This is a genomic window from Bradyrhizobium sp. USDA 376 (genome assembly GCF_054063675.1).
In genome coordinates this window covers 6,531,660-6,557,295 of sequence record NZ_JBSSGN010000001.1, presented here as the reverse complement: position 1 = coordinate 6,557,295, position 25,636 = coordinate 6,531,660, and the positions used below count along the sequence as shown (strand labels likewise).

23 protein-coding genes are annotated in these 25,636 nt (G+C 64.4%); 11 read left to right on the top strand and 12 right to left on the bottom strand.

Annotated elements, in window-relative coordinates:
• Positions 1-17 precede the first annotated feature (17 nt).
• The 5 genes from ACVJ19_RS30495 (at position 18) to ACVJ19_RS30475 (ending at position 5,977) form a co-directional block, all read left to right on the top strand.
• The gene (locus ACVJ19_RS30495; protein ID WP_008564898.1) at positions 18-608 is read left to right on the top strand and encodes an ANTAR domain-containing response regulator; all 591 of its coding nucleotides are present in this window, start codon (positions 18-20) and stop codon (positions 606-608) included.
• On the top strand, positions 605-1,768 hold the full coding sequence (locus ACVJ19_RS30490) for a CmpA/NrtA family ABC transporter substrate-binding protein (protein ID WP_453952857.1): 1,164 nt from the start codon (positions 605-607) through the stop codon (positions 1,766-1,768). Before ACVJ19_RS30495 ends, ACVJ19_RS30490 begins: the two co-directional genes overlap by 4 nt.
• Positions 1,769-2,103: 335 nt before the next feature.
• On the top strand, positions 2,104-3,885 hold the full coding sequence (locus ACVJ19_RS30485; RefSeq protein WP_453952856.1) for a NirA family protein: 1,782 nt from the start codon (positions 2,104-2,106) through the stop codon (positions 3,883-3,885).
• Complete coding sequence (locus ACVJ19_RS30480) at positions 3,882-5,489, top strand: sulfite reductase subunit alpha (RefSeq protein ID WP_453952855.1); 1,608 nt, start codon at positions 3,882-3,884, stop codon at positions 5,487-5,489. The genes ACVJ19_RS30485 and ACVJ19_RS30480 overlap by 4 nt, the downstream gene beginning before the upstream one ends.
• A gap of 335 nt (positions 5,490-5,824) precedes the next feature.
• The gene (locus ACVJ19_RS30475) at positions 5,825-5,977 is read left to right on the top strand and encodes a hypothetical protein (RefSeq protein WP_035666020.1); all 153 of its coding nucleotides are present in this window, start codon (positions 5,825-5,827) and stop codon (positions 5,975-5,977) included.
• A 126-nt stretch (positions 5,978-6,103) separates the two neighbouring features.
• Here ACVJ19_RS30475 and ACVJ19_RS30470 read toward each other — a convergent pair whose 3' ends face one another.
• From ACVJ19_RS30470 to pxpB, 3 genes are read right to left on the bottom strand one after another with little or no spacing between them, the layout of a single operon-like run.
• Positions 6,104-6,874, bottom strand: a complete 771-nt coding sequence (locus ACVJ19_RS30470) for a LamB/YcsF family protein (RefSeq protein ID WP_453952854.1) — start codon at positions 6,872-6,874, stop codon at positions 6,104-6,106.
• 30 nt (positions 6,875-6,904) lie between these two features.
• Positions 6,905-7,942: a 5-oxoprolinase subunit C family protein gene (locus ACVJ19_RS30465; protein ID WP_453952853.1), complete on the bottom strand. Its 1,038-nt coding sequence runs from the start codon at positions 7,940-7,942 to the stop codon at positions 6,905-6,907.
• On the bottom strand, positions 7,939-8,670 hold the full coding sequence (gene pxpB / locus ACVJ19_RS30460) for a 5-oxoprolinase subunit PxpB (RefSeq protein WP_453952852.1): 732 nt from the start codon (positions 8,668-8,670) through the stop codon (positions 7,939-7,941). Before pxpB ends, ACVJ19_RS30465 begins: the two co-directional genes overlap by 4 nt.
• Before the next feature lie 259 nt (positions 8,671-8,929).
• Between pxpB and ACVJ19_RS30455 the strand changes: the two genes are divergently transcribed.
• Together ACVJ19_RS30455 and ACVJ19_RS30450 are read left to right on the top strand one after the other, a co-directional pair.
• Positions 8,930-9,628, top strand: a complete 699-nt coding sequence (locus tag ACVJ19_RS30455; RefSeq protein WP_008564879.1) for a ribonuclease activity regulator RraA — start codon at positions 8,930-8,932, stop codon at positions 9,626-9,628.
• A gap of 17 nt (positions 9,629-9,645) precedes the next feature.
• A complete protein-coding gene (locus tag ACVJ19_RS30450; RefSeq protein ID WP_260424074.1) occupies positions 9,646-10,050 on the top strand; it encodes a (R)-mandelonitrile lyase in 405 nt (134 codons plus the stop codon).
• Positions 10,051-10,189: 139 nt separating this feature from the next.
• Here the strand turns inward: ACVJ19_RS30450 and ACVJ19_RS30445 are convergent, their stop codons facing one another.
• The 3 genes from ACVJ19_RS30445 to ACVJ19_RS30435 all read right to left on the bottom strand — a co-directional run bounded on the left by ACVJ19_RS30445 (position 10,190) and on the right by ACVJ19_RS30435 (position 12,647).
• Entirely contained in the window at positions 10,190-10,546 is a 357-nt protein-coding gene (locus tag ACVJ19_RS30445; RefSeq protein ID WP_453952851.1) for a hypothetical protein, read from the bottom strand.
• A gap of 180 nt (positions 10,547-10,726) precedes the next feature.
• Positions 10,727-11,623 (bottom strand): DUF2147 domain-containing protein, encoded by an 897-nt coding sequence (locus ACVJ19_RS30440; RefSeq protein WP_453952850.1) that lies wholly within the window; start codon positions 11,621-11,623, stop codon positions 10,727-10,729.
• A 229-nt stretch (positions 11,624-11,852) separates the two neighbouring features.
• Positions 11,853-12,647 carry a transporter substrate-binding domain-containing protein gene (locus ACVJ19_RS30435; protein WP_453952849.1) on the bottom strand — a complete coding sequence of 265 codons (795 nt, stop codon included), beginning with the start codon at positions 12,645-12,647 and terminating at the stop codon, positions 11,853-11,855.
• 114 nt (positions 12,648-12,761) lie between these two features.
• Here ACVJ19_RS30435 and ACVJ19_RS30430 point away from each other — a divergent pair, with 114 nt between their 5' ends.
• Positions 12,762-13,259 carry a DUF1993 domain-containing protein gene (locus ACVJ19_RS30430; RefSeq protein WP_453955247.1) on the top strand — a complete coding sequence of 166 codons (498 nt, stop codon included), beginning with the start codon at positions 12,762-12,764 and terminating at the stop codon, positions 13,257-13,259.
• Between the two features lie 177 nt (positions 13,260-13,436).
• Here ACVJ19_RS30430 and ACVJ19_RS30425 read toward each other — a convergent pair whose 3' ends face one another.
• From ACVJ19_RS30425 to ACVJ19_RS30400, 6 genes are all read right to left on the bottom strand, one after another.
• Complete coding sequence (locus ACVJ19_RS30425) at positions 13,437-13,925, bottom strand: hypothetical protein (protein WP_453952848.1); 489 nt, start codon at positions 13,923-13,925, stop codon at positions 13,437-13,439.
• Positions 13,926-14,092: 167 nt separating this feature from the next.
• Positions 14,093-15,082, bottom strand: coding sequence for a hydroxyacid dehydrogenase (locus ACVJ19_RS30420; protein ID WP_453952847.1), 990 nt, complete (start codon positions 15,080-15,082; stop codon positions 14,093-14,095).
• Between the two features lie 35 nt (positions 15,083-15,117).
• Positions 15,118-16,218, bottom strand: a complete 1,101-nt coding sequence (locus ACVJ19_RS30415) for an ABC transporter ATP-binding protein (RefSeq protein WP_453952846.1) — start codon at positions 16,216-16,218, stop codon at positions 15,118-15,120.
• Positions 16,219-16,224: 6 nt separating this feature from the next.
• Positions 16,225-17,136 (bottom strand): carbohydrate ABC transporter permease, encoded by a 912-nt coding sequence (locus ACVJ19_RS30410; RefSeq protein ID WP_453952845.1) that lies wholly within the window; start codon positions 17,134-17,136, stop codon positions 16,225-16,227.
• Positions 17,136-18,074, bottom strand: coding sequence for a carbohydrate ABC transporter permease (locus ACVJ19_RS30405; protein ID WP_453952844.1), 939 nt, complete (start codon positions 18,072-18,074; stop codon positions 17,136-17,138). Before ACVJ19_RS30405 ends, ACVJ19_RS30410 begins: the two co-directional genes overlap by 1 nt.
• A 129-nt stretch (positions 18,075-18,203) precedes the next feature.
• Positions 18,204-19,544, bottom strand: a complete 1,341-nt coding sequence (locus tag ACVJ19_RS30400) for an ABC transporter substrate-binding protein (protein ID WP_453952843.1) — start codon at positions 19,542-19,544, stop codon at positions 18,204-18,206.
• Positions 19,545-20,050: 506 nt separating this feature from the next.
• On the opposite strand from ACVJ19_RS30400, the gene ACVJ19_RS30395 reads away from it, so the two are divergent.
• From ACVJ19_RS30395 to ACVJ19_RS30385, 3 genes are all read left to right on the top strand, one after another.
• Positions 20,051-20,875 (top strand): Spy/CpxP family protein refolding chaperone, encoded by an 825-nt coding sequence (locus tag ACVJ19_RS30395; RefSeq protein WP_453952842.1) that lies wholly within the window; start codon positions 20,051-20,053, stop codon positions 20,873-20,875.
• 112 nt (positions 20,876-20,987) lie between these two features.
• The gene (locus ACVJ19_RS30390) at positions 20,988-21,365 is read left to right on the top strand and encodes a response regulator (protein ID WP_453952841.1); all 378 of its coding nucleotides are present in this window, start codon (positions 20,988-20,990) and stop codon (positions 21,363-21,365) included.
• Positions 21,366-21,770: 405 nt separating this feature from the next.
• The gene (locus ACVJ19_RS30385) at positions 21,771-25,622 is read left to right on the top strand and encodes an autotransporter outer membrane beta-barrel domain-containing protein (protein WP_453952840.1); all 3,852 of its coding nucleotides are present in this window, start codon (positions 21,771-21,773) and stop codon (positions 25,620-25,622) included.
• Positions 25,623-25,636: the final 14 nt, after the last annotated feature.

Here is a 25,636-nt window from a genome sequence, read left to right as displayed (position 1 = left end):
CCTGCCGTGAGTGAGCCATGAGCGCCGAACAGTCGCCTAAAATCGTGATTGTCGACGAGAGCCCGATCCGGGCTGCGATCCTCGAGGAGGGGCTGCGGGAGGCCGGGTTCACCCAGGTCGTCCATATCCGCGAGATGCAGAGCCTGCTCGCCCGTATTTATGCGGTGGACCCCGACATCATCCTGATCGATCTCGAAAACCCCAGCCGCGACGTGCTGGAGGCGATGTTCCAGGTCAGCCGCGCCGTGAAGCGGCCGATCGCGATGTTCGTGGACCAGAGCGATTCAGCCTCGATCCAGGCCTCGGTCGAGGCGGGGGTGTCGGCCTACATCGTCGACGGGCTGAAGAAGGAGCGTATCAAGCCGATCCTCGACCTCTGCGTGTCCCGTTTCAACGCCTTCGCGAAACTCCAGGAGGAGCTCGAGCGCACCAAGTCGCAGCTCGAGGACCGCAAGATCATCGAACGCGCCAAGGGCATCCTGATGAAGGTGAAGGGCCTCACCGAGGACGAGGCCTATGTGCTGCTGCGCTCGACTGCGATGCGCGAGAAGAAGAAAATCGGCGAGATCGCCCAGTCGATCATCACCGCATCGGAGATGCTGAAATGACTGGACCGCTCCGCATCGGGTTCATCCCGCTGGTCGATGCCGCAGCCCTGATCGTCGCCGTCGACAAGGGATTCACCGCTGCCGAAGGGCTCGACGTCGAGCTGGTGCGCGAGGTGTCATGGTCCAACGTGCGCGACAAGCTCAATATCGGCCTGTTCGACGCGGCACATCTGCTGGCGCCCGTCGCGATCGCATCCTCGCTCGGGCTCGGCCACGTCAAGGTGCCGATCGCCGCGCCCTTCAATCTCGGCATCAACGGCAATGCGATCACGGTGTCGCCGGCGCTGCACGCGGCGCTGATGGAAGAGATCGACGGCGACCGATTCGATCCGCTCGCCACCGCGAAGGCGCTGGCGAAGGTGGTCGCCAAACGCCGCAAGGCCGGGGCCGATCCTCTCACTTTCGGCATGACCTTCCCGTTCTCGACCCACAATTATCAGCTGCGGTTCTGGATGGCGGCGGCCGGCGTCGATCCCGACGAGGACGTGCGCCTCGTCGTGCTGCCGCCGCCCTATATGGTCGACAGCCTCAAGAGCGGCCATGTCGATGCATTCTGCGTCGGCGCGCCCTGGAATTCGGTCGCGGTCGATCTTGGCATCGGCCACATCCTGCATTTCGTCTCCGACATCCTGGTCCGTGCGGCGGAGAAGGTGCTCGCGGTCCGCCAGGTCTGGGCCGACAAGAATCCGGACGTGGTCGCTAGCCTGGTGCGCGCGGCCGTGAAGGGCGCCGAGTTCATCGAACAGCCTGCGAACCTCACCGAGGCGGCGCAGATTCTGGCGCAGCCCGAGCGGATCGGCGTCGATGCCGAGGTGATCCAGCGTACCCTCACGGGACGCCTGAAGATCTCGCCGGACGGCACCTTCCGCGAGAGCGGCCGTTACCTGCTCGTCGGACGCGAAGGGGCAGGGCGCCCCGAGCCGGTCCAGGCCGCCTGGCTCTACGCCCAGATGGTGCGCTGGGGTCAGACGGCGCTGACGCCTGACGGCGTCAAGACGGCCATGGCCGTGTTCAGGCCCGATCTCTACGACGCAGCCGTCGGCCGCCAGCCGCCCACTGAGGCGCCCGCGGCCTTCGGCGCGTTCGCCGGACCCGCCTTCGATCCCGACAACATCCGGGGCCACCTCGAGGCCTTCGAGGTCGGTCGCTGGAAGGCCTGATTCGTTTCCTGCATCGTTTTTAGGCGATGGGCGGCAGCGGCTAAATTTTGAGCCGAGTGCTCGAATTTCGTGTGAGTTCCGGGATCGATGTTTTCCGGGCCGCTCTTAATCCATTGAAAGATAATCGTTTTCCGTTTCGTGAAAGCTGGCACGCAACTTGTATGTTGCACTGCGGCCAGCTTGTCATTGGTGCCTGCTGAGCCAAGTCCCACAGCAACGAAGCTGATTGGACCGTCGGGTTGCAAAGCTGGCTCCATCGCCAGCTGAGTTCCCCGCGGGTCGCGCAATTTTCCGTCGATACCACCGAGGTGGCCGCAGGAGCTTCGTTACCGACCATGAAAATCGATACGGTCTCAGTCGACTTTACCGACGAGCAGAAACGCTATCTCGAAGGCTTCACGACGGGCTTGCAGATCAGCCGCGTCGGTCGCGGCCTTGGTGGCGGCGGCGGCAAGGCGAATGCCGAGCCGACCGATCCTGATGCCGTGCACATCAAGGCGCAGGACAAGGTCACCGCAGCAGGCAAGAAGCTCGCCGACCAGGAGAAGTTCAAGCGCGACGAGCATCCCTTCGATGCCTATCCGCGCCTTCGCCAGCAGGCGCTCGACAACACCCCGCCGAGCCCTGCGGACAATTTCCGCTGGCGCTATTACGGCATCTTCTACGTCGCGCCGACGCAGGATTCCTACATGTGCCGCCTGCGCATCCCGAACGGCATCATGAAGCACTGGCAGCTGTCGGGTCTTGCCGATCTCGCCGACGAGCTCTGCGGTCCCTACAGCCATGTCACGACCCGGGCCAATCTCCAGCTGCGCGAGATCCCGCCGAAGCACGCGATCAGAATGATCGAAGGCATCCAGGATCTCGGCCTGTGCTCGCGCGGCTCCGGCGCCGACAACATCCGCAACGTCACGGGAACGCCGACCGCCGGCATCGATCCGCAGGAGATCATCGACACGCGGCCCTATGCGCGCGAGTGGCACTACCACATCCTCAACGACCGCTCGCTCTACGGCCTGCCGCGCAAGTTCAACGTCGCCTTCGACGGCGCCGGCAAGATCGCGGTGCTGGAAGAGACCAACGACATCGCCTTCACCGCCTATGAGGTGAGGGACGGTTTCGGCGTCGAGCCCGGCGTCTGGTTTCGGCTCGGCCTCGGCGGCATCACCGGCCACAAGGATTTTGCAAAATATTCCGGCATCATCGTCAAGCCGGAGCAGGCGACTGCCGTCGCGGATGCCATCGTTCGTGTCTTCATCGATCATGGCGACCGCACCAACCGCAACAAGGCGCGGCTGAAATATGTGCTCGACGCGATGGGCCATGACGGCTTCCTCAAGCTGGTCGAGGAGCGGCTGAAGACGCCGTTCACGCGCGTGCCGGAAGAGGCGTTTCTCCCGCGGCCCGCCGCGGATCGCATGGCCCATATCGGCGTGCAGAAGCAGAAGCAGGACGGCCTCAATTGGATCGGCGTGTCGCTGACGCTCGGCAAGCTCACCTGCGACCAGATGCGCGGCCTTGCCAAGGTTTCGCGCGACCTCGGCGACGGCGAAATCCGCCTGACGGTCTGGCAGAACCTTCTGATCTCGGGCGTGCGCGACGAGAATGTCGAGCTCGCCATTGCCGCAATCAAGCAGATCGGGCTCGCGGTCGAGGCCTCGCACATCCGTGCCGGCCTGATCGCCTGCACCGGCAATGCCGGCTGCCGCTTCGCGGCGTCCAACACCAAGCGCAACGCGGCCGAGATCGGCGACTGGTGCGAACCGCGCGTCGCCATGGACAAGCCGGTCAACATCCATCTGACGGGCTGCCACCATTCCTGCGCACAGCACTACATCAGCGACATCGGACTGATCGGCGCGCGCGTGCCCGTGAACGAGGAGGACACCGTCGAGGGCTATCACCTCTTCACCGGTGGCGGGTTCGGCCCCGACGCCGATGTCGGGCAGGAGGTCTATCACGACCTCAAGGCCGAGGATGCGCCGAAGACCGTCGAGGCGCTGCTCAAGGCCTATCTCGCCCATCGCTCTTCGCCCGACGAAACCTTCCTCTCCTTTGCGCGCCGCCACGACGGCGAAACGCTGCGCAAGCTTGCCGATGCACAGGTGTCCGCATGAACCAGATCACCCCTCCGCCGAAACTCGATATCATTCCCGCCAGCGCGCCGTTCTCCGACGCGCAGCGCTCCTGGCTGAACGGCTTCTTTGCCGGACTGCTCTCGCCTGATGTCGCAACGCCATTGTCGGCGGAGCAGGGCGCCGCCGTCATGCAGGCCGGCGACGGCGACGACGGCGAAGCGCCATGGCACGACCAGACCATGCCGATCGCCGACCGGATGAAGCTCGCCGAGGGCCGTCCCGTCCGCCGCAAGATGATGGCGGCGATGGCGCAGCAGGATTGCGGTCAGTGCGGCTACAATTGCCACGATTATTCGGAGGCGATCGCGGGCCGCAGCGAAGCGCGGCTCAATCTCTGCGTTCCCGGCGGCAAGGAAACCGCGCGGATGCTGAAGTCGCTGTACGAGGAGCTCGACAAGGCGCCTGCGGCAAAGGCACCTGAGAAGACGGACACAGTGGCCACGCCCGCGGTGACGGTGACCATCGCCGAGCCGGGCCGTTCGCGCGATAATCCGACCGAGGCGACCTTCCTGTCGCGCCGTCTCCTCAACAAGGGGAAGTCGGAGAAGGAGACCTATCACATCGAGTTCGATCTCTCCGCGAGCAAGCTCGACTACGTGGTCGGCGATTCCTTCGGCGTGTTCGCGCGCAACGACGTCGGCCTCGTCGACCAGATCATCGCGCTGCTCGGCGCCTCCCACACCACCAAGGTCAACGGCAAGACGCTGCGCGAGGTTTTGATCGACGACGTCTCGCTGTCGCCGGCACCGGACTCGCTGTTCGAGCTGATCTCCTTCATCACCGGCGGCGCGCAGCGCGAGAAGGCGCGTGCGCTGGCGCAGGGCGAGGATCCCGATGGCGATGCGGCGACGCTCGACGTCATGGCGGCGCTGCAGAAATTCTCGGGCACACGGCCGCATCCCGAAGCCTTTGTCGAGGCGCTGGAGCCGCTGCAGCCGCGGCTTTATTCGATCTCGTCCTCGCACAATGCGACGCCGGGAAAACTGTCGCTGACAGTCGATTCCGTGCGCTACGTGATCGGCAAGCGCAAGCGCATCGGCGTTGCCTCGACCTTCCTCGGCGAGCGCATCGCCGAAGGCGAGAAGCTCAAGGTCTATGTGCAGAAGGCGCACAATTTCGGCCTGCCGCAGGATCCGAAGACGCCGGTCATCATGATCGGCCCCGGCACCGGCATCGCGCCGTTCCGCGCTTTCCTGCTCGACCGCAAAGCGACCGGTGCGCCCGGCAAGAACTGGCTGTTCTTCGGCCACCAGCGCAGCGATTGCGATTTCTTCTACCAGGAAGAACTCAATGCGATGAAGACGTCGGGCCAACTGACGCGGTTGTCGCTGGCCTGGTCGCGCGACGGCGAGAAGAAGTTTTACGTGCAGGACCGCATGCGCGAGGTCGGCCGCGAATTGTGGACCTGGCTCGCCGAGGGCGCGCATCTCTACATCTGCGGCGATGCCAAGCGCATGGCCAAGGACGTCGAGCGCGCGCTGGTCGACATCGTCGCCCAGTTCGGCGCGCGCTCGACCGATGAGGCCGTCAGCTTTGTCGCCGAGCTCAAGAAGACCGGCCGCTTCCAGGCTGACGTCTACTAAGCTTCAGCTAGATCAGGACGAGGATACTCGTTTCGAACTTGCTGGTGCTGTAGGGTGGGCAAAGGCGCGCCCTTCGCGCGCCGTGCCCACCATCCCTAAGTGGTGGGCACGCTTCGCTTTGCCCACGCTACGAGAGCTGTCATCCCAGCGTCATCCAGCGGGTTCCAACTGGCTTGGATCTTAACGAATAAGATTCTCGGAACCCAGACTTCAGAAGAATTTGCGCCTGCGATGGGGGGCTTTCAGAGAACCCTCATCGCTATTTCCGCCGCCGTCTTGCCTCCCGCCAGGGTTGATCCTTCATACTCCCGCAAATGGGGCGTTGGAGATCGACCATGCGCGAACTATCGGCGGAAGCCAGACTGCATTTCTACGCGCGCTCGCTCTCGCGTCGGACCGGGGCGAGCGCCCATCATCTGGCGCTCTACAGCGCCTTTGCCGTGATCGCAGCGATCGTGTTCGGCACGCTGTCGGTGCATCCGTTCTAACGAAGCTGCACTGCTCTCGTAGGGTGGGCAAAGGCGCTCTTCGCGCCGTGCCCACCATCTTTCAACATCTGAGGTCGAATTGGTGGGCACGCTCCGCTTTGCCCACCCTACGGCACCGAGCGCGCCTCACGCCCCGCGCTTGAACGGCGCGACCTCGATCCCCGCAGCCTTCAACGCCTGACGCAAGGTCCGCGCGATCTCGACCGCGCCATGCGTATCGCCGTGGATGCAGACCGTGTCCGTGCGCATCTTGATGACCTTGCCCGTCACCGACACCACCGCGCCGTCCTGCACCATACGCACCACGCGATCGGCGATCGCGTTGGCATCGTGCAGCACCGCGCCGGGCTTCTTGCGCGAGACGAGGTTGCCGTCATCCTCATAGGCGCGGTCGGCGAACACTTCGTGCACCATCGGTAGGTTGGCTTCTTCACCGGCCTTCACCAGCTTCGAATTGGCGAGCACGACGAAGATCAGGCTGGGATCGACAGCCTTGATGCCGGCGGCGATCGCCTTCGCCGTCATGTCATCCTCGCAGGCGACGTTGGAGAGCGCGCCATGCGCCTTCACATGCGTGACCTTGTGGCCCGCCGCGGTCGCGATCGCCTGCAGCGCGCCGATCTGGTAGGCGACGAGGTTCTCGATCTCGGACGCCTTGAGCCCTGCGATCGGATGCCGGCCAAAGCCGTGCAGGTCGCGATAGCCGGGATGCGCGCCGACCGAGACGCCGCGCGCTTTTGCGAGCTCCACCGTCCGGCGCATGATGTCGGGGTCGCCGGCGTGGAAGCCGCAGGCGACGTTGACCGAGCTTGCCAGCTCGATCATCGCGGCGTCGTTGCCCATCTCCCACGCGCCAAACCCTTCGCCGAGGTCGCAATTGAGATCGATCGTCTTCATGGTTGCTCTCCGCCTCTGGTCTTGCTGCGCTTACGGTTCCGCCGTGACCTGCCACGTTCCGGCATCGACGGCGCTGACCGCATAGCCGGCGACGTTAGCATCGCTGAGCGCCTCGATGTTGAGCTCGACGGTGTCGGAGGAGCGCAGGCGGTCGGGGAGGCTGCGGATCGCTTGCGCGAACTTGCGCGCCTCGTCCTGCGCCTCCGCCATGCTGACCTGCTTGAACCGGAACGCGGTTCCCGCCGAGGTTTGCGCAAGGCGACCGACATCGGCCGTGATCACGGTTGCGATCTTCGGATAGCCGCCGGAGGTGCCGCGGTCCATCATCAGCGCGATCGGCGAGCCGTTGCCGGGCACCTGGATGCTGCCGTTGACCGTGCCGTCGGAGACGATGTTGTGGCCGTGCAGGTGCTTGATCGCGGGGCCTTCGAGCCGGTAGCCCATGCGATCCGACGTCGCCGAGATCTTCCACTCGCTATCTAAGAACAGCGCCTTGTTGGCGTCGTCGAACTCGTCATCCTGCGGCCCCAGCAGCACGCGGATCGGACCTGTTGCGGGCTTCGGCAATTCGATGCGCAGCTCCGGTGCACCGCTCGCGGCATCGACCGTGAATTCGTCGCCAGCCTGGAGCGGGCGCGGGTAGGGGCTGCCGAGACCGGCGCGGGCGTTCACCGCAAGGCTGCCGAACACCAGCTCGCCTTTGATCCCGCCCTCGATCGCCAGATAGGTGAAGGCGCCCCCGCGGGCAAAACCGAGCGTCAGCGTCTCGCCGTCCTTCAGCGTCACCGATGTGTCCATCGCGACCGGCCGCCCGGCGACATCGGCGTTCCGCGGTGCACCGGCGATCGCCACGCGCACGGCGCCACCTTTCGCAGTGAATGTCGCGCCGAACGGGCCGATCTCGACGGCGGCGGAGAACGGTTCATTACCGACCAGCGTGTTCGCCGCCGCGAGCGACAGACGGTCCATCGCTCCGCTGACCGTCAAACCGTAGCGTTGCGCGCCATGGCGGCCGCCGTCCTGGACGGAGCTCGCAGGGCCGATGCTGGCGACGACGAGCCGGCTCATGCGACCACCTGCTCGGCGACGATCTCGCCGGCCTCGGCGGCGCGATCCATCTCCTCGAACGTCTTGTGATCGATGGCGAAAAACGTCACGCGATCACCGGGTTCGGTGAGGAAGGTCGGATTGCGGTGGAGCTGATAGGTTCTGACAGGCGTGCGGCCGAGCAGGTGCCAGCCGCTCGGGGCGGCCAGGCACTGGATTCCGGCCTGGATGCCGCCGATCGAGATCGTGCCGGCCGGCGTCAGCAGCCGCGGCGACTGCCGCCGCGACATGTGCAGGGACTTGTCGAGGCCGCTGAGATAGGACCAGCCCGGCGTGAATCCGATCATGGCGACCTTGTAGTCGCCGCCCGCATGCCGGGCGATGATGTCGTCGGGCGTGGTGTTCAGCGCCTTGGCGACATCCTCGAGGTCGATACCGTGTTCGCCGCCATAGGCGACGGGAATGCGCCAGCGCCGCGCCTTGGTGGCCGGCGGCAGCGGCCGGGTCGCGATCGGGAGGATCTTTTCGCCGAGCGCGTCGAAGCCGATCTTGCCGGGGTCGTAATGCACCAGCAGCGAGCGATAGGTCGGCACGGTTTCGGTGATGCCGTCGATGGGGCTCGCTGCGAGTGCCTTGTCGAGCGCCAGCACGCGCTGGTTGGCGTCGTCATCGATGGTGCGGCTGAACTCGACCGTGACGGCACTGTCGCCACTGGGCAGAAGGCGGGGCGGGGGAAGCGTCGCGGCCATTGAGCTGTCAGAGCGCTGTCGAAAACGGGCTTCTCAGGAAACGCGGGCTCGACTTTGAGTTCCGCTTGTCCCTGCTTCGCGTAAATGCTCCGGCAAGTCCAATAAATTAATGCAGGGGTTCGCGATAAAGCCTTGTTATCGCGTCGCATAACGGCCTTGCCGCCCTGCATTCCTGCAGGTCTTTTGGCCCTTGACGGAAAGCGCCCGGCTCGCAAGATGCGCGCGTTCTTTCCCGCCCATCCGGAGCTCGTTCTCGTCCATGTCGCTGTCCCCCGAAGCCCGCAAGACCCTCGCCGGCATCACCACTGCCACCATCACCACGGTCCTGCTGAAGAAGGGCCTGCGCAACGTGTGGATGCGCGGCGCGCGGCCGCTGCGCCCGGGCCTGCCGCGCCTGGTGGGACCTGCCTTCACGCTGCGCTTCGTGCCGGCCCGCGAGGATCTGGCGACGCCGGAATCCTGGTCCTCGCCGATCTCGACCCGCACCGCGATCGAGGCGATGCCGGACGGCTGCATCGCGGTGGTCGATGCCATGGGCATCACTGATGCCGGCATCTTCGGCGACATCCTCTGCGCGCGCATGGTCAAGCGCGGCGTCACCGCGCTCGTCACCGACGGCGTGGTGCGTGACGTCGAGGGCGTGCTCGGGACCAACCTGCCGGTGTGGTGCGACGGCTACGCCGCGCCGCCGTCGGTCGCGGGCCTCACCTTCGTCGGTTGGGGCGAGCCGATCGGCTGCGGCGGCGTTGCCGTTTTCCCGAACGACATCGTGGTCGCTGACCAGGACGGCTGCGTGCTGATCCCGCAGGCGATGCTCGACCACGTCCTCAATGAGGGCGTCGAGCAGGAGCGCATGGAAGCCTGGATCGTCAACGAGGTGAACAACGGCGCGGTGCTGCCGGGCCTCTATCCCATGAACGCCGAGACCAAGGCGCGCTACGCCGCCAGCAAGAAGTAACGGAAGCGAGGACCCCCATGGAGATCACCGTCGCAGGCACGCGGCCGACCCGCCGCGCGCCCAAGGAAAACTTCACCGGCACCGTGTGGCAGGACCCCGTCATCATGGCGCCCGCGCCCGCGCGGCTGAACTGCTCGCGCGTCGCGTTCGAGCCCGGCGCGCGCACCAATTGGCACCACCATCCGCTCGGGCAGACGCTCTACGTCATCTCCGGCGTCGGCCGCGTCCAGTCCAAGGGCGGGCCGATCCGCGAGATCCGCCCCGGCGACACCGTCTGGATTCCGCCCGGGGAATTGCACTGGCACGGGGCGTCACCGACCAACGGCATGTGCCACATCGCCATGCAGGAAGCGCTCGACGGCGTCTACTCGACCTGGCTGGAGCCGGTGACGGACGCGGAGTACGGCGCAGCGTTGGGCTAGTCTCGTGCCCCGGACAAGACGCATCGCTTTTAGCGATGCGCGCCGATCCGGGGCCCAGAGATTTTGCATCACGAAGATTGCTGGGTCCCGGCTCTGCGCAGCAACGCTTCGCGCCGCTGCTTGTCCGGGACACGGCGACTTACATCCTTTCCGCCGTCCACGTTCCCGTGCACATGGCGCCACGCCATGTGCCGGAGCCGGACGCCCCACTCAGCCGACCGAAGCCGACCGCGCGCTTGATGCCGCTGCTCAAGGTGACGTTGATGTTGCCGGCATTCGCCACGCGACCGGAGGCGCTCACTGCGGCGCTGCTTGATGCAATCTGACCGTTGTTGATGCCGATCGCGACGGTTGCGCCGTTGCCGCAGGTCTCGCTCGATGACGAGATGCGGACATTCCATGTCCCGTCGAAAGTGCTTGTCGCAGCACCAGCCTGCGTCAGCGGGAAGGCGATGGCGACAAGGGTAGCGAAAAGTCCTTTGCGAATGCCGTTCATGGCACGCCCCTTTGGTTGACCATGCAGGGGAACGTGGCATGGCGCGCGGAACCGGCGATGTGAGGGGGCTCACGCCTGCAGCAGGCTCTGTGAGGTGGCGCACGTCGGCATGACACCGCAGACAAAGCAAAGGGGCCCGGATCGCGGGCCCCTTGTTTGGTCAGAGCGTCGAAGCCGGTCTCAGTTCACCCGCGTCCAGGTCTGGCCGCCGCAGAACATGCCGCCGAAGGCGCAGCCCCGCACGTGCAGCCGGTCCGTGCCCTTCATGGCGATCGTGGAGTCGTAGGTCGATCCGCTGTTGGGATCGAGGATGCGGCCGGACCATTTCTGGTCCTTGCCCGGCTTCATGTTGATCAGAACCTGCTCGCCGTTCTGGTTCGACTTGCTGTCGACCGAGTAGCCGCAGAGATTGCTGCCGCACTGCTCGATGCGGACCTTGCCTTCCTTCTCCTCGGTGAGCCAGACACCCAACGGTGAATTGAGATCACGCGTGGGCGCGGCTGCCGGAGCGGGCGGGGCGACTGCGGCGGACTGGACCGGCGCGGGTGCAGGGGGCGGAGGCGGCGCCGGAGGTGCCGCGGCCACGGCCGGGGCTGGCGGCGGCGCCGGCGGCGCAACAGCCGCAGCGGCCGGCGGCGGGGGCGGTGCCGCGGGAGCTGCCTGTTGCTCAACGGGACCGGGGGCTGGTGGCGGTGCGGGAGGAGGCGCGACAGCCGTAGCGGCCGGCGCAGCCGCGGCGGTCGCCGGCTGTGCTGCAGGCGGTGCGGCCACGACGGGCGCGGGAGCCGGGGTGGCGGCGGGAGGTGCTGCTGCAGCGGCAGGTGGCGGCGCCGGCGCGGCCGGCGCCTGCGGATCGGTCTTGGCCTCCTGCGGCGCCTGCTGGCCTGGGCTCGTCTCGTTCTTCTTGGCCTTCTTGGCCTTGCCCTGGCCGGTGTTGTCGTACACGCCAGGAATTTGCACCGTACCGCGGTCCGGATCGATGCGGATGGTCCGCCCGCCATACTCGAAGGTGTACTGCGCCTGCGCAGCGGTGCTCGCCAACAAAAGGAATGCGGCCGTGGCCAACAGCTTCCTCATTTCCATCTCCTGAACAGGTGGTCCCCGCACCGACGCTTACGCGCCGGCTCCATTCCAAAACGTGATCTAGATCACTGTCTCGGTATGAGTCGTCGTCCCGCTGTTCCCGGTTCAATAGGCCTGGGGCCGGTCCAAAGTTTGGCAGAGGCAGGCGACAGGAGGACGAGGCCTGGAGCGCCGTTCCGATGGAATCGGAACGGGATCGGAGATCCAAACGCGCGAAAACGCTCTAATCGAACCAGGCGGCGTAAATCTTCTTGTAGCTGCCGTCTTCCATGGAAATGTGCAGCCACTGGTCGACGAACGCCTTGAGCGCCATGTCGCGCTGGAGCCAGTAGGCCTTCTCGGAGAAGTCGAACGGCTTTTCCGGATGCACCGCGCAGAGCACGCCTTGATGCTGCTTCTGCTGGTAGCGCGTTTCGGAGGCGTCGGTCATCATCAGATCAGCGTTGCCCTTGGCGATCTCGTCGAAGATCACGGTGTTGTCGGGGAAGACGGTGATCTCGGCGTCCTTGATGTTGGCGCGCGCGAAGCGTTCGTTGGTGCCGCCGGGATTGACGATGACGCGGGTGCCCTTCTTATCGATGTCGGGGAGCGTCTGGTACTTGCCGACGTCGGCGCAGCGCGCGATCGGCGTCTTGCCCTCGCGCATGATCGGGGTCGAGAATAACCCCTTCCTCTGCCGGTCGAGCGTCACCGACACGCCACCCATGGCGATGTCAAACTGGTCGGCCTCGAAATCCTTCATCAGCTTCGGCCAGGCCGTCGGCACGAATTCGACCTTGACGCCGAGCGCCTTGCCGAGCGCCTCCGCCATGTCGACGTCGAAGCCAGAGAACTGCTGCGTGGTCTTGTCGAGATAAGTGAAGGGTTTGTAGTCGCCGGTCATGCCGACGCGCAATGTGCCGCGCTTCATGATCTCGTCGAGGCGCGAGGGCGCCGCCTGCTGCGCGTGGGCCGAAAGGTTCATCAGCAGCGCCACGGCCAAAGCCGCCAAAACTCGAACGGATATTCGAACGGTCATCTCTTTCCCACCCAAGCCCGAGCTGTCATTGTGCAGCTCCTCTAACTTGGATTTAGACCAGATGCCCGTCGCTGGCGAGGTAGAATTGAAAGGAATGCTGCGGTGACGATTTCGATGTATGACGCCTCGGTTGGCCTCTTCGTGCCTTATCTGCGCAATCTGTCCGTCCTGCTCGACAAGGGCGTGGCCTATGCCGAGGCCCGCAAGTTCAATCCGGCGGTGCTGCTCGGCATGCGCCTTGCGCCGAACATGTACGATCTGGCGCAGCAGGTCGGCGAGGCCTGCCGCCACGCCACGGTTGCGCCTGCACTGCTGGCGCAGAGCGAGCCGGTGGCACTGCCGGTGCTGGAGCACGACATGGCCGGGCTCCAGGCCCGCATCGCGACCTCGATCGAGTTCATCGAGAGCCTGCCGCGTGCCGCGATCGATGCCGCGGCGGAGCAGAACGTCTTCTTCAGGCTGAAGAACGGCACCGAGCTGCCGTTCACGGGGCGGACGCTGCTGCTGACGTTCAGCGTTCCGCAGTTCTTCTTTCACGTCACGACCGCCTACGACCTGTTGCGGCACGCCGGCGTCGAGCTCGTGAAGAAGGATTATCTCGGAAGGAAGTAGCGCCAGGCTATGTCCACCTCTCCCCGACGGGGAGAGGTCGGATTGCGAAGCAATCCGGGTGAGGGGCCGCAACGCGCAGTGAGACCTGAACCCCTCACCCGGATCGCATCTTTTGATGCGCTCCGACCTCTCCCTGCGGGAGAGGTGTAGGGAGACACCCTGTTAGGCGGATAGGGCCTACGCTTCGCCCTTGCGCTCGTAGTCGGCGAGCGAGCTGCGGCCGGCGATCTCGCTGCGGAGCAGCTCGAAACGCCTGTTCGCCTCGTCCTGCTGTTCGTCGACGAAACGCACGGCGGCCTCGCTCGTCATGGGGCCGCTGACCACGGGCGCGGACTGCTCGCCGATGGTCTCGTGGACGTAGTACTGGCCATCATCGCCGCGATGCACCGTCCATTTGAGACGGATCGCCACCATTGGCCCCGGACCGACCTTGCTGTAGCCGTCGGCATCAGTGTGCTCCGGCACCAGCGGCTGTTCCTCGACGACGGGATGCTCGTGCTCAGCGAGCACCGGATGCTCGTCAGCGTCGGCTGAAGGCTCGTTGACGTCAGCATTCTCTTCAGCGGCCGCCGTCTCGGCGTCGCGGACGACGAGCACGGGCTCGGGGTGCTCCAGGATGCTGGCGATGGTCGCCAGCGCATGGTCGGTCGGGTCGATCTCTGACAAGGCTCCATCCTCCAGCTCGACGCGGCCGGCAAGTCTGTCCCACTGCCGCCGCGGCCGGGAACATTAGGCGCGTTTGATTAAGGCTGAGTTGGGGCCCGATCTGCACCAAAATGGGACGCTTCCTGGCGTCCCGAAGGCGGGCGGATGCACCGTCCGCCTTCGTTTGCTCAGCTGAGCACGTCCTGATTGATGACATTCTGCCGGATGGGGTCGCCGTCCAGCACGCTCAAAATGTTGCGCGCGGTCTGCTCGCTCATGCGCTGGACCGCCTCGACCGTGACGCCGGCGACGTGCGGGGCCATGATGACGTTGGGCAGCGCGAACAGCGCGTTGCTGATCGGCGGCGGCTCCACCTCGAACACATCGATGCCGGCCCCGGCGAGCTTTCCGGACACCAGCGCGTCATAGAGCGCCGCCTCCTTCACGATCCCGCCGCGCGCGGTGTTGATGAGGTAGGATTTCGGCTTCATGCGGCCGATCCGCGCCGCATCGAACAGGCCGACCGTCTCCGGCGTCTTCGGGCAGTGGATGGTGACGAAGTCGGCGTGAGGCAGCGCGGCGTCGAGGTCGGTGACCGGCTCGCATCCGGCCGCCCTGATGTCGGCAGCGGGCTTGTAGGGATCGTAGACCTGCACCTTCATTTCCAACGCCAGGCAGCGCTTGGCGGTGCGACTGCCGATGCGGCCGAAGCCGATGACGAGCACGGTCTTGCCGTAGAGGTCGAACGGCAGCATGCCGAGCCGGTCGGCCCATGTGCCGTCCTTGACGCAGGAATGCAGCTCCTGCGCGCGCTTCGCCAGCGTCAGCATCATGAACAGCGCCGCTTCCGCGACCGAGGGCGAGTTGGCGCTGCCCGCCACCATCAGCGGCACCTTGCGGCGGGAGAGGGCGGGCACGTCGACGGCGTCGTAGCCGACGCCGATGCGGGTCACCACCTTCATGTCCTTTGATGCCTCGAGCTCGGTCTCGCCGAAGGCGGTGGCACCTAGCGCCACGCCATGGACCGGCGCATGGCTCTTCAGCAAGGCCTCGAAGTCCTTGGCCGAGATCAGGTTGGAAAACTCGATGAGCTCGATATCGTCCCGCTGGGTGAGGAGGGCGCGTGCCCCTTGCGACAAAGTTTGTGTAACGAAAATCTTCTTCTTGTTGGTCGCCATCGCTCCCCTGCCTGCTCCCGTTTCTTAAGCCGGCGTCACAGCACGACGCCGGTTTCTTCGTTTAGCAGGTGCATATTGTTGAGGTCCATCGCCAAACGCATGGGAGCCCCGTCCTTGGCGCCGGCATTGGGATCGACACGGCCGCAGACCGGCGTGCCGTCGAGCCCGAAATAGACCAGGGTCTCCATCCCCATCGGCTCGGTGACGTCGAGCACGGTGTCGAAGGTCTCGACCCCCGGCGCAAGATGCGCATGCGACTCGGTGAGGTGCTCGGGCCGGATGCCGAGCAGCAGCTTGTCGGTGCGCGGCAGCGCGTTGTAGCGCGCAGCGCGGGCCGGCGGCAGCGCAAACGCGATGCGGTCGGTGAGACGAAGCTGAAGCGCACCCCCGACATCCTCGAGCCGGCAGGGGATGAAGTTCATCGCGGGCGAGCCGATGAAGCCCGCCACGAAGCGCGTCGCCGGCTTGTGGTAGAGCTCGTTCGGCGTGCCGATCTGCTCGATGCGGCCCTTGTTCATCACCACGACGCGATCGGCCAGCGTCATCGCCTCGACCTGGTCGTGGGTGACGTAGACGGTGGTGGTGCGCACCTTCTGGTGGACCTTCTTGATCTCGATCCGCATCTGCACGCGCAGCTTGGCGTCGAGATTGGACAGCGGTTCGTCGAACAGGAAGACCTTGGGATTGCGCACGATGGCGCGGCCCATCGCGACGCGCTGGCGCTGGCCGCCGGAGAGCTGCTTCGGCTTGCGGTCGATCAGGTCGGTGATGTCGAGGAGCCGCGCGGCTTCCGTCACCCGCGCCTTGATCTCCGCCTTCGGATAGTGCTTCAGGCGCAGCCCGAACGACATGTTCTCGGCGACCGTCATGTGCGGGTAGAGCGCGTAGTTCTGGAACACCATGGCGATGTCGCGGTCCTTCGGCGGCACGTCGTTGACGATGTCGCCGCCGATCATGATGTCGCCGTCGCTGATATCCTCGAGCCCGGCGATCATGCGCAGCGTGGTCGACTTGCCGCAGCCGGAGGGGCCGACCAGCACGATGAACTCATGATCGGCGATGTCGAGGTCGATGCCGCGCACGGCTTCGACATCATCGTAACGCTTGACTACCTTCCGCAAAGCAACGTCAGCCATGAGTCATCAACCCTTTGTCGCACCGGCGGTCAGGCCGGCAATGTAGTAGTCCATCAGGAATGCGTAGATGATCAGCGGCGGCGCGGCACCGAGCAGCGCGCCGGTCATGATCTGTCCCCAGTTGAACACGTCGCCCTTGATCAGGGTGGTGGTGATGCCGACCGGCAGCACGAGCTGATCAACGGACGTCGTGAACACCAGGGGATAGAGGAACTGCGCCCAGGACACCGTGAACGCGAAGATGGTCGCGGCGATCAGCCCGGGCAGTGCGACCGGGATGAAGATCCGCGTCAGGGTCTGCAGCCAGGAGGCGCCGTCGATCAGGGCGGCTTCATCGAGCTCCTTCGGGATCGAGGCGAAATAGCCGATCATGATCCAGGTGCAGAACGGCACCGTCAGCGTCGGATAGATGAACAGCAGCACGTACCATCGGTTCAGCAGCGTGATGCCGGTCAGGTCCTGGACCAGCGCCAGCATCTTGAACAGCGGAATGAACAACAGGCTGTCCGGAATGAGGTAGGTGAGGAAGACGCCCGTCGCCAGCGTCGTCGAGCCCCAGAACTTCATGCGCGCCAGTGCAAATGCCGCGGGAACGCTGATCAGCATGGTCACGAGGACGACCGCCAGCGATACGATCGACGAATTCCAGAAGAAGCGCAGGAACTGGTTGGAGGTCAGGAGCTCGACATAGTTCGACAAGGTGGGATGAAACACCCACCAGGGATTGGTTGCGGCCGATATCTCCGCGCTGCTCTTGAGCGAGGTGATCAGCATGTAGATCGGCGGCGTCAGGAAGAAGATCGCGAACAGCACCAGGAAGAAATAGGACCAGCGCAACGCCCAGGCGCGGTCCCGGCTCATGCTGCCATATTTGACCTTGCGGGAGGGGCCGGCCTTGTCGATTGCAAGCGTGCTCATCAGGCTTCGTTCCCGCGTTTGGAGATATCGCGAAGGATGAAGATCGCCGCGACGGCGAGGATCGGCACCATGAACAGCGAGACGCTGGCGCCGAGCGGAATGTCGCTGCCCTCGATGCCGACCTTGAAGGCCCATGTCGCGAAGATATGCGTCTGGTCGAGCGGGCCGCCCGAGGTCAGGATGCGCACGATGTCGAAATTGGCGAACGTCACGATCAGCGAGAACAGCGCCGTGATCGCGATGATGTTTCGCATCATGGGCAGCGTCACGTACCAGATCTTCTGCCACCAATTGGCGCCGTCGATCGCCGCGGCCTCGTAGAGCTGATCCGGCACGGATTTCAGCGCGGCCAGATACATGATCATGAAGAACGGCGCGCCGTACCAGATATTGACCAGAATGACCGAGAAGCGGGCCCACACATTGTCGCCGAGCCAGTTGATGGGGCCGATGCCGAAGAAGGAGAGCGTGTAGTTGAACGCACTGTAGGAGGGGTCGAACAGCCACAGCCAGGCCAGCGTGCTCATCGCCGGCGGGATCACCCAGGGTACCAGCAGCATGCCGCGCCATTTGCGCTGGCCCTTGGCCGGAATGTTGTGCACGAAATGGGCGACGATGAAGCCGATCAGCGCCTTGAAGAACACGGCGGTGACGGCAAAGATGCAGGACTGCTTCACCACCATCCAGAACGTGTCGCGCTTGAACAGAAACAGGAAGTTGCCGAAGCCGACGAACTTCTGCATCGACTTGTTCAGCGTTGCCAGATGAACGGAATAGACGGCGGGATAAAGCACGAGCAGCGCGATCAGAAGGATCAGCGGCAGCGTCAGGAAGAACGCAACCGTCGATTTTCGTCCCAGGACGTTGCGGAGGCCTGTCGGCTTGCGCGCGCGCGCCGCACGGACTGTGGGACCTTGCTCAACGACGACATCGGCCATGGCGTAGCTTTCTCGGAGAATTGTCCACTGGCGAAGCCGGCCGATCGGTCGGCTTCCTGCGATAGGCGGCAGCACGCGATGCGAGGCGGCTCACGCGTCGAGCGTGAACCGCCTGGCACACACCCGGCATCAACTCCGCATGAAGCCTTCGCACTCGCCTTCGGCCCAGGCGAGCGTGGCCTCCATCTTTTCGCCTTGCGCATAGCGCAATGCCATCTTGGTCAGCGTCGCCTGGAAGTAGATCTGCTGTGCGATCTTGGGCGGCGCCGGAGACGCTGCGATCGACAGCGTCTGATGGTTATACGGGTTCGGATAGTGATAGAGCGTGCCTTTCGGCGGCCCTTCTTCCTGCCAGGTCTTCAGCGTCGTCATGTTGGCATAGGCGGGCAGATCGTAACCGCCGCTTGCCGCGACAAACTTTTCGATCGACGACGGCTGTGACAGGTGGGTGAGGAGGCTCTTGGCGGCTTCCTTGTTCTTGCTGAAGCTCCAGAGACCCCAGAAGTAGGGAAGGTAGGGCGCGAAGCGGCCCTTCGGCCCGGCGGGGAATCCGTGGGTCCAGCATTGCTCGGCGACCTGAGGTGCGTCGCGCTTGGCGACGGCCCAGGCGCTCGGCGGGTTCAGGATCATCGCGCCACGGCCCGAGATCAGCCATTTGTTGTTCGAGGCGTCATCCCAGGACGGCGCGTCCGGGGGCAGAAAGGCAATCAGCTTCTTGTAGTATTCGAGCGCTTGGCGAACCGTGTCGGTCTTCACCGTGACCTCGCCCTTGGCGTTGACGAGCTCCGCCCCGAACGACTGGAAGATTGCGCCCGCGGTGTCGACGCTGTCGGTGGTTTCGCCGAGGCCGATACCGAAGGGGAAGCCGCCCTTCTGGCAGGCCTCGGCCGCCTTCAGGAACGTGTCCAGGGTCCAGTTGTCGGCTTTTGGCGGCCCCCCGACCGGATACATTTCCTGGACGTCGATGCCGGCGAGCTTCTTCATCAGGTCGATACGGGTGCAGGGCCCCTTGATCTGGCTGCCCGGCGTAGCGGGTACAGCGAGCCATTTGCCGCCCGACTGACCGAGATATTTGACGGTGCCGTTGACGTCGCCATTCTGCTTGATGAGCGGCTCCATGACGTCATTGAGCGGCTCGAGATTTTCGGAATAGGCATGCGGCCACCAGGTCGGCATCTGCAGGATATCATGGCCGGATTTGGCCTGGGCTTCCGCAGCGACCGTGAGCTGGATCTTGTTGTTGTTGCTGGTGATGTAGTCGATCGAGACTTCGACCTTCTCCTTGGCCCCCCACTCGTTGACGAGGGCCGTGGAGGCGTTGTTGGCGCCGGGCACCCAGTGGTCCCAGAAGCCGATCGAGATTTTGCCGGCGGCGTAGGCGCCCCGGACGTAGGGCGCCGTGATCAGCGCCGCGGAGGACATTGCAGTGGCAGCCACAAATTGACGTCGCGTCAGTGTCTTGCGTGACATCTCGTTTCCTCGCTTGGGTGTTTTATTGTTCTGGTGTTTCCTCTGAACTCTTCCGAGTTTTGCTTTTGATTTTCTTGTTGGCTTTTCTTGTTGGTCGTTTCTTGCGAGTGCCGTCAGCGTCGATCTGGATCATGCGCCGCGTGGCAAATTGGTAGCGCGATCAGATCATGATTGATCGCGTCTGTCGAGAAAGCCGAAGGCGCCTCGTCTAGAACTAACGTTGTGCCTGAATGCGCGGCGGTGCCTCTGCCATCGCGCGCCGGAGGTGAATCGCGCTCCCTCGTTTTTGCGACGCACACATCGCGTGAGCCGCTCGGGAACGATCCGTGCGCAATTACGCCGCAGTTCCGAATAAGCCTCCATAACCGCTTCGCGCGAAACACTTTTCGGGCGTGGACAGCAATCGGCTGCGTCTGGACCTCGAAGCGGCGAAAACGATAGAGTTGCAATCAGCGGGGTAAGTCCCACCCCGACAGAGGCCAATCAGTTCGACGATGGAGACGAGAATGATCCACCCGGCGCCGCCAGCGCGACATTATTTGCGACGATCGCTCGCGCTGGGGTCTGTGCTCGCGTTGCTGCTCGGTGTTGCCGCGGTTGCGAACGCTCAAGGATTGGTCAAAGGCGTCCAGGAGGGGGCGGCTGCCGGGAACAAGGCGGCCGGCCCGGTCGGTGGTGTGCTCGGCGGCGCGATCGGCGGTGTGGTCGGCGTCTTCACCGGCGTGCTCGGGGTCGGCAACAACAACAATCCCAACCAGGCGCCAGCCGCCAAGGATGCCAGCAAGGATGCGGGCAAGGACGCCAAGCAGCAGCAGGGCGCCGGCAAGGACAAGGATGCCAAGAGCGCCAAGGAGAACGCCAAGGCGGGCAAGGGCACCAAGGCCAGCAAGGAAGCCAAGAACGCGCCGAGCGCGCCGCAGGACAACAAGGACAACAAGGACGTTACCGTCCTCACCCAGCCCGGCGCGCCGCAACAGACCGCCGAGCAGATCGTGGCCAACAGCGACTCCTACATCGATCGGATCAAGACCGAGTTGAATCTCACGCCCGACCAGGAGAAGCATTGGTACGGCTTCTCGAGCGCCATGCACTACTTGGGGCATAATGGTGCAGAGCGGCTCAACCTGCGGGTTGCGCGCGCCAAGCGGGATCCACCCGACGACATCATCGAGCAGATGCGCAACGAGGCGCAATTCCTGATCGACCGGGCCGCCGACCAGCGCAATGTCGCCGACGCCGCCGAACCGCTCTATTCGAGCCTCGACGACAAGCAGAGGCAGGTCTTCATCCAGGAGATGGTGCGCCTCAGCCACGAACGCGGACTGGATTGATCAAGTTGAATCGGATTGCGGGCGCCTGAATTAACGGCGCCCGCCACGATTTCGTGAATCCTCTCCGCAATTCGGTTATGATTAGTTTCGCGAGGCTGACTGCGGGGTTGATATGGCGGACGGACTCTCCGTTTTCCTGGTCGAAGACGAGGCGTTGATCCGGATGATGATGGCCGACATGGTGGTAGAGCTCGGCCACCACGTCGTCGCGGAAGCGGACAATGTCCGGGACGCAAGTGCGTTTGCGATGACCGCGCAATACGATTTCGCCATCCTCGACATCAATCTCAAGGGTCTCTACGTCGATCCCGTCGCCGACCTGATCGAGCGCCGCGGCAAGCCGTTCCTGTTCGCCACCGGCTACGGCCCGGAATTGCTGCCGTCCTTGCTTCGCCGCAGGCCGATCCTGCGCAAACCGATTTCGATCGACCAGCTCAAGGGGATGATCGATTCGATGTTTCCCGAGCCGTCGGCCACAATTCCAGGCTGATTGATCACGCGTGCGTCTCGGCGAATAGCCGGACAACCTTGCGCTGGGCAGGTGAAGGCGTGGTTCGGCCATCCTGCCGTGCGGCAGGCGCGCGCCACAATCCTGCGTGGTGCGGGCGCCTATCGAATGTGCAACCGTTTGTTGCCATGCCATCACACCGAGACACAAATCGGCGGCCCCCTCCGTTAAAGAGATGTCCGCCCATGGTCCAGAACCCGCGAAGCAGCTACGTGTTTCTCATTTGCAACAATGGCAATACAGCGCATCAAGGGGCGCGGTGGAATTGGAATGACTGGGGCAGGCATTTTGTGGCCCACGCGTCGGGCCTTTTCAGTTGGGGGATCGAGGTCGCTCACATCCAGCAGGTCCGGGGTCGGCAGCCCTTTCACGGCAGCGGTTGATCGCGTGTTCAAGCTCGGCTTGGCCGGCATCATCTTGACGGGCCTCGCCACGTCGACCACCCAGGCGCAGACCTACACCTGGGGCGGCTCCTTCTCGACCACGACCACGAGCAACTACGATCTCGACACCAACTGGGGCCCGCCCACGGGTGCGCCGCCCAACAGCGCGGGAAAGTCCGCGATCTTCAGTTCGATGGGAAGCACGATCGTCAGTGTGACCGCGAGCCCGATCATCACGGATTCCTGGACCTTCGACGCGACATCGCAGAACTATGACGTCTCCGGACAGTTCGTGACCTTCAACGGTGCCGGGCCAAATCTAATCAATGCAGGCGGAACAAATACGATCAGCAACAACATGACCGGTGCCGGCATTTCGGTGACGGGTGGGTCGCTGGAGCTTGCTGGAGTAAACAGTTTCGTAACGACGAGCGTCCTGGGCGGTACTTTCATCAACAGCGGGAGTCTCGCCAGCTCCGTCACAAGCAGCGCCACTTTCACCAACTCCGGCATCCTGACTGGTAGCGTCAGCAACACCGGAACGTTCACCAACAGTTTCGGAGCGACGGTCACCGGAGCACTGACGCAATCGGCGGGCTCGTCCAGCAACAGCGGCACAATTCAGAACGGCGTTGCGCTGACGGGTGGAAGCTTCACGACCACCGGCTCCATCGCCAACGGTTTGAGCAGCGTCAGCAGTACCGTAAACGCTGCGGGAACGATCAATGGCGGCATCACCAATCTGGTCTCGAGCGTGTTTACGGTTACGGGATCGCTTTCCGCGAATGGATTCTTCGCCAACGGCGGCAGTGCGCAGGTTGCAATATCGGGCGGCAACCTGACCGGAGTCACGTCATTCACCAATAATTCCATCTCGGCTTCCGCAGTTTCGGTGAGCGCAACGCGTACGCTGAGCGCGACGACCGTCGCCAACAACTTTGGCACTTTCGTCAATAGTGGCACCGTTTCAACGACGGGAGGGACCAGCAATGCCTCCGGAGCCACCTTCACCAATGTCGGAATTTTGAACGGGGGGCTGAATAACGGGGGCACCACCAACAATTCGGGCACTGTCAACGGGGGGCTGACCAACTCCTCGCTCTACAGCCAGACGGCCGGTGCGACCAATGGCGGCATCACCAACACCAACAACGTGACCGCTTCCGGCGGATCGTTCGGAGGCGCCATCGCCAGCAACGGCAGCGGCAGTTTCAATGTCACCGGCGGCGCCGTAACCGCCAATGCGGGCTTCACGAACAACGGCACATCCGAACTCGCCGTCTCCGGTGGAAGCTTCACGGGCTTGACGGCGCTAACGAACAATTCGACCAGCCTCAACGCGGTCCAGGTATCGGCGGGCGCGGCGCTGAGCGCAACCAGCATCGCCAACAATGCCGGCACCTTCACCAACAACGGTACGGTGACCACGACCGCGGGAACGACGAACGGCGCCGGAGCGACCTTCACGACGACCGGAACCCTCAACGGCGGACTGACGAATACCGGCACCGTGAATGCCGCCGGCACCATCAACGCCGACATCGATCATCAGAGCGGCTCCTTCACGGTGACCGGCCCGCTCACCGTCAACGGCACCCTGACCACCGGAGCGGCATCCGACCTCTTTGTGTCCGGCGGCAACCTCAACGTCACGACGCTGATCAACCAGTCCAACGCAATGGTTCACGCGATCTGGATTGACGCCGGCCGCACGGTCACCGCCACCACCTTCACGAACGCCGGCGGCAATGTGGACGTTGCGGGGACGCTCAACGCGACCAACACGATTCTGAACGACGGCGCCCTGATCATCGAGGCGACCGGCACGGTCAATGCATCGGTCAACAGTATCTCCAGACTCATTGGTCTGGACGGAACGATCAATGGAAACGTCACCATCTCCAATCCCAGCCAGTTGAACTCGGGCGGCGGCAGCGTGACGGGGCGGGTGACGCTCGCCACTTCCGGCGCACTCGTCGAGATCACCGGCGTCGGCGCCACCTTCGGGTCGGTGGCAGGCGTGGCAGGCAGCGTGCTCAATACCGGCGCCTACACCATGACGGTCGGCGGCGACAATTCGTCCTCGACCTTCGCCGGCTCCTTGATCGGGAGCGGCAGCTTCGTGAAGACCGGTTTCGGCATCATGACGCTGTCGGGCGACGGCAGCGCCTACACGGGCACGACGACGGTCAACCGCGGCACGCTCGTTGTCGATGGCTCGATTGCGTCATCGAGCCTCACCACGGTGAACGCAACGGGCGCGCTGGCCGGCATCGGCACGGTGGGCGCCCTCCAGATCAACGCGGGTGGCATTTTCTCGCCGGGCGGCGCGGGTGGGCCGGGAACGTCCATGACCGTGGCGAGCCTCGCGATGCAGTCAGGAGCCCTTTTCAGTGTTTTCGTCGATCCCGCAACCTCCAGCTTTGCCAATGTGACCGGAATCGCAACACTTGGCGGCGCCACCGTCGGTGCGCATTTTGCCGCCGGCTCTTACGTCGCCAAGCAGTACACGATCCTGAATGCGAGCAGCATCACCGGCCAGTTCGATCCTGTCGTGGCCAACACCGGCCTGCCGTCGGGTTTCCACACGACGCTGAGCTATGACACCAACCATGCCTATCTGAATCTTGCGCTGAACTTCGCGCCGCCGTCCGGCAACCTCAACGGCAACCAGCAGACCGTCGGCAACGCCATCATCAACTTTTTCAATGCCAACGGCACGATCCCGATGGCGTTCGGTGGCCTGACGCCGGCCGGACTGACGCAGCTTTCCGGTGAGGTCGGCAGCGCTCCGCAGCAGACGACGTTCAGCGCGATGGGGCAGTTCCTGGGCCTGATGACCGATCCGCTCGTCGCCGGCCGCGGCGATCCCGTCGGGGCCGGCGGCACGCCGACCGCCTATGCCGAGGAGGGCACGGCCTATGCAGCCAGGAATGGAGGCCGCGGCAAGAGCGAACGCGACGCCTATGCTGCGATCTACGCCAAGGCCGCACCGATCGCGCCAGGCTTCGAGCAGCGCTGGAGCGTTTGGGCGGCGGGCTTTGGCGGGTCGCAGAGCACCGACGGCAACACCGTGGTCGGCTCGAACAACACCACGAGCAGCCTCTACGGCACCGCGGTCGGCGCGGACTATCGCATCTCGCGCGACACCCTGGTGGGCTTTGCGCTCGCCGGCGGCGGCACGAACTTCACCGTCGCGAACGCCCTTGGCGGCGGCCGGTCCGATCTGTTCCAGGCTGGTGCCTTCTTCCGCCACATCGTCGGGCCGGCCTACATCACCGGCGCGTTCGCCTATGGCTGGCAGGACATCGTCACCGATCGCACGGTAACCGCCGCCGGCATCGACCGCCTGCGCGCCGAGTTCAACGCCAACGCCTGGTCCGGCCGGCTCGAAGGTGGCTATCGCTTCGTTGCACAGGGCATCGGCCTCACCCCGTACGGCGCAGCGCAATTCACGACCTTCGATCTGCCGGCCTATGCCGAGCAGGCGATCGTCGGCAGCAACCTGTTTGCGCTTGCCTATGCTGCCAAGAGTGTCACCGACAGCCGCAGCGAACTCGGCCTGCGCTCCGACAAAGCGTTCGCGCAAGCCGACGGCATCGTCACGCTGCGCGGGCGTGTCGCCTGGGCGCACGACTTCAATCCGGATCGGGCGATCGGAGCGACGTTCCAGACGCTGCCGGGCGCAAGCTTCGTCGTGAACGGCGCGGCAATGGCGTCCGATTCCGCACTGGTCACGGCGGCCGCCGAGAAGAAATGGCTGAATGGTTGGTCGGCGGCGGCCAGCGTCGAGGGCGAGTTCTCCAACGTCACGCGTTCCTATGCCGGCAAGGGCCTCGTGCGCTACGCGTGGTAGGGAGCGGTTGAGCG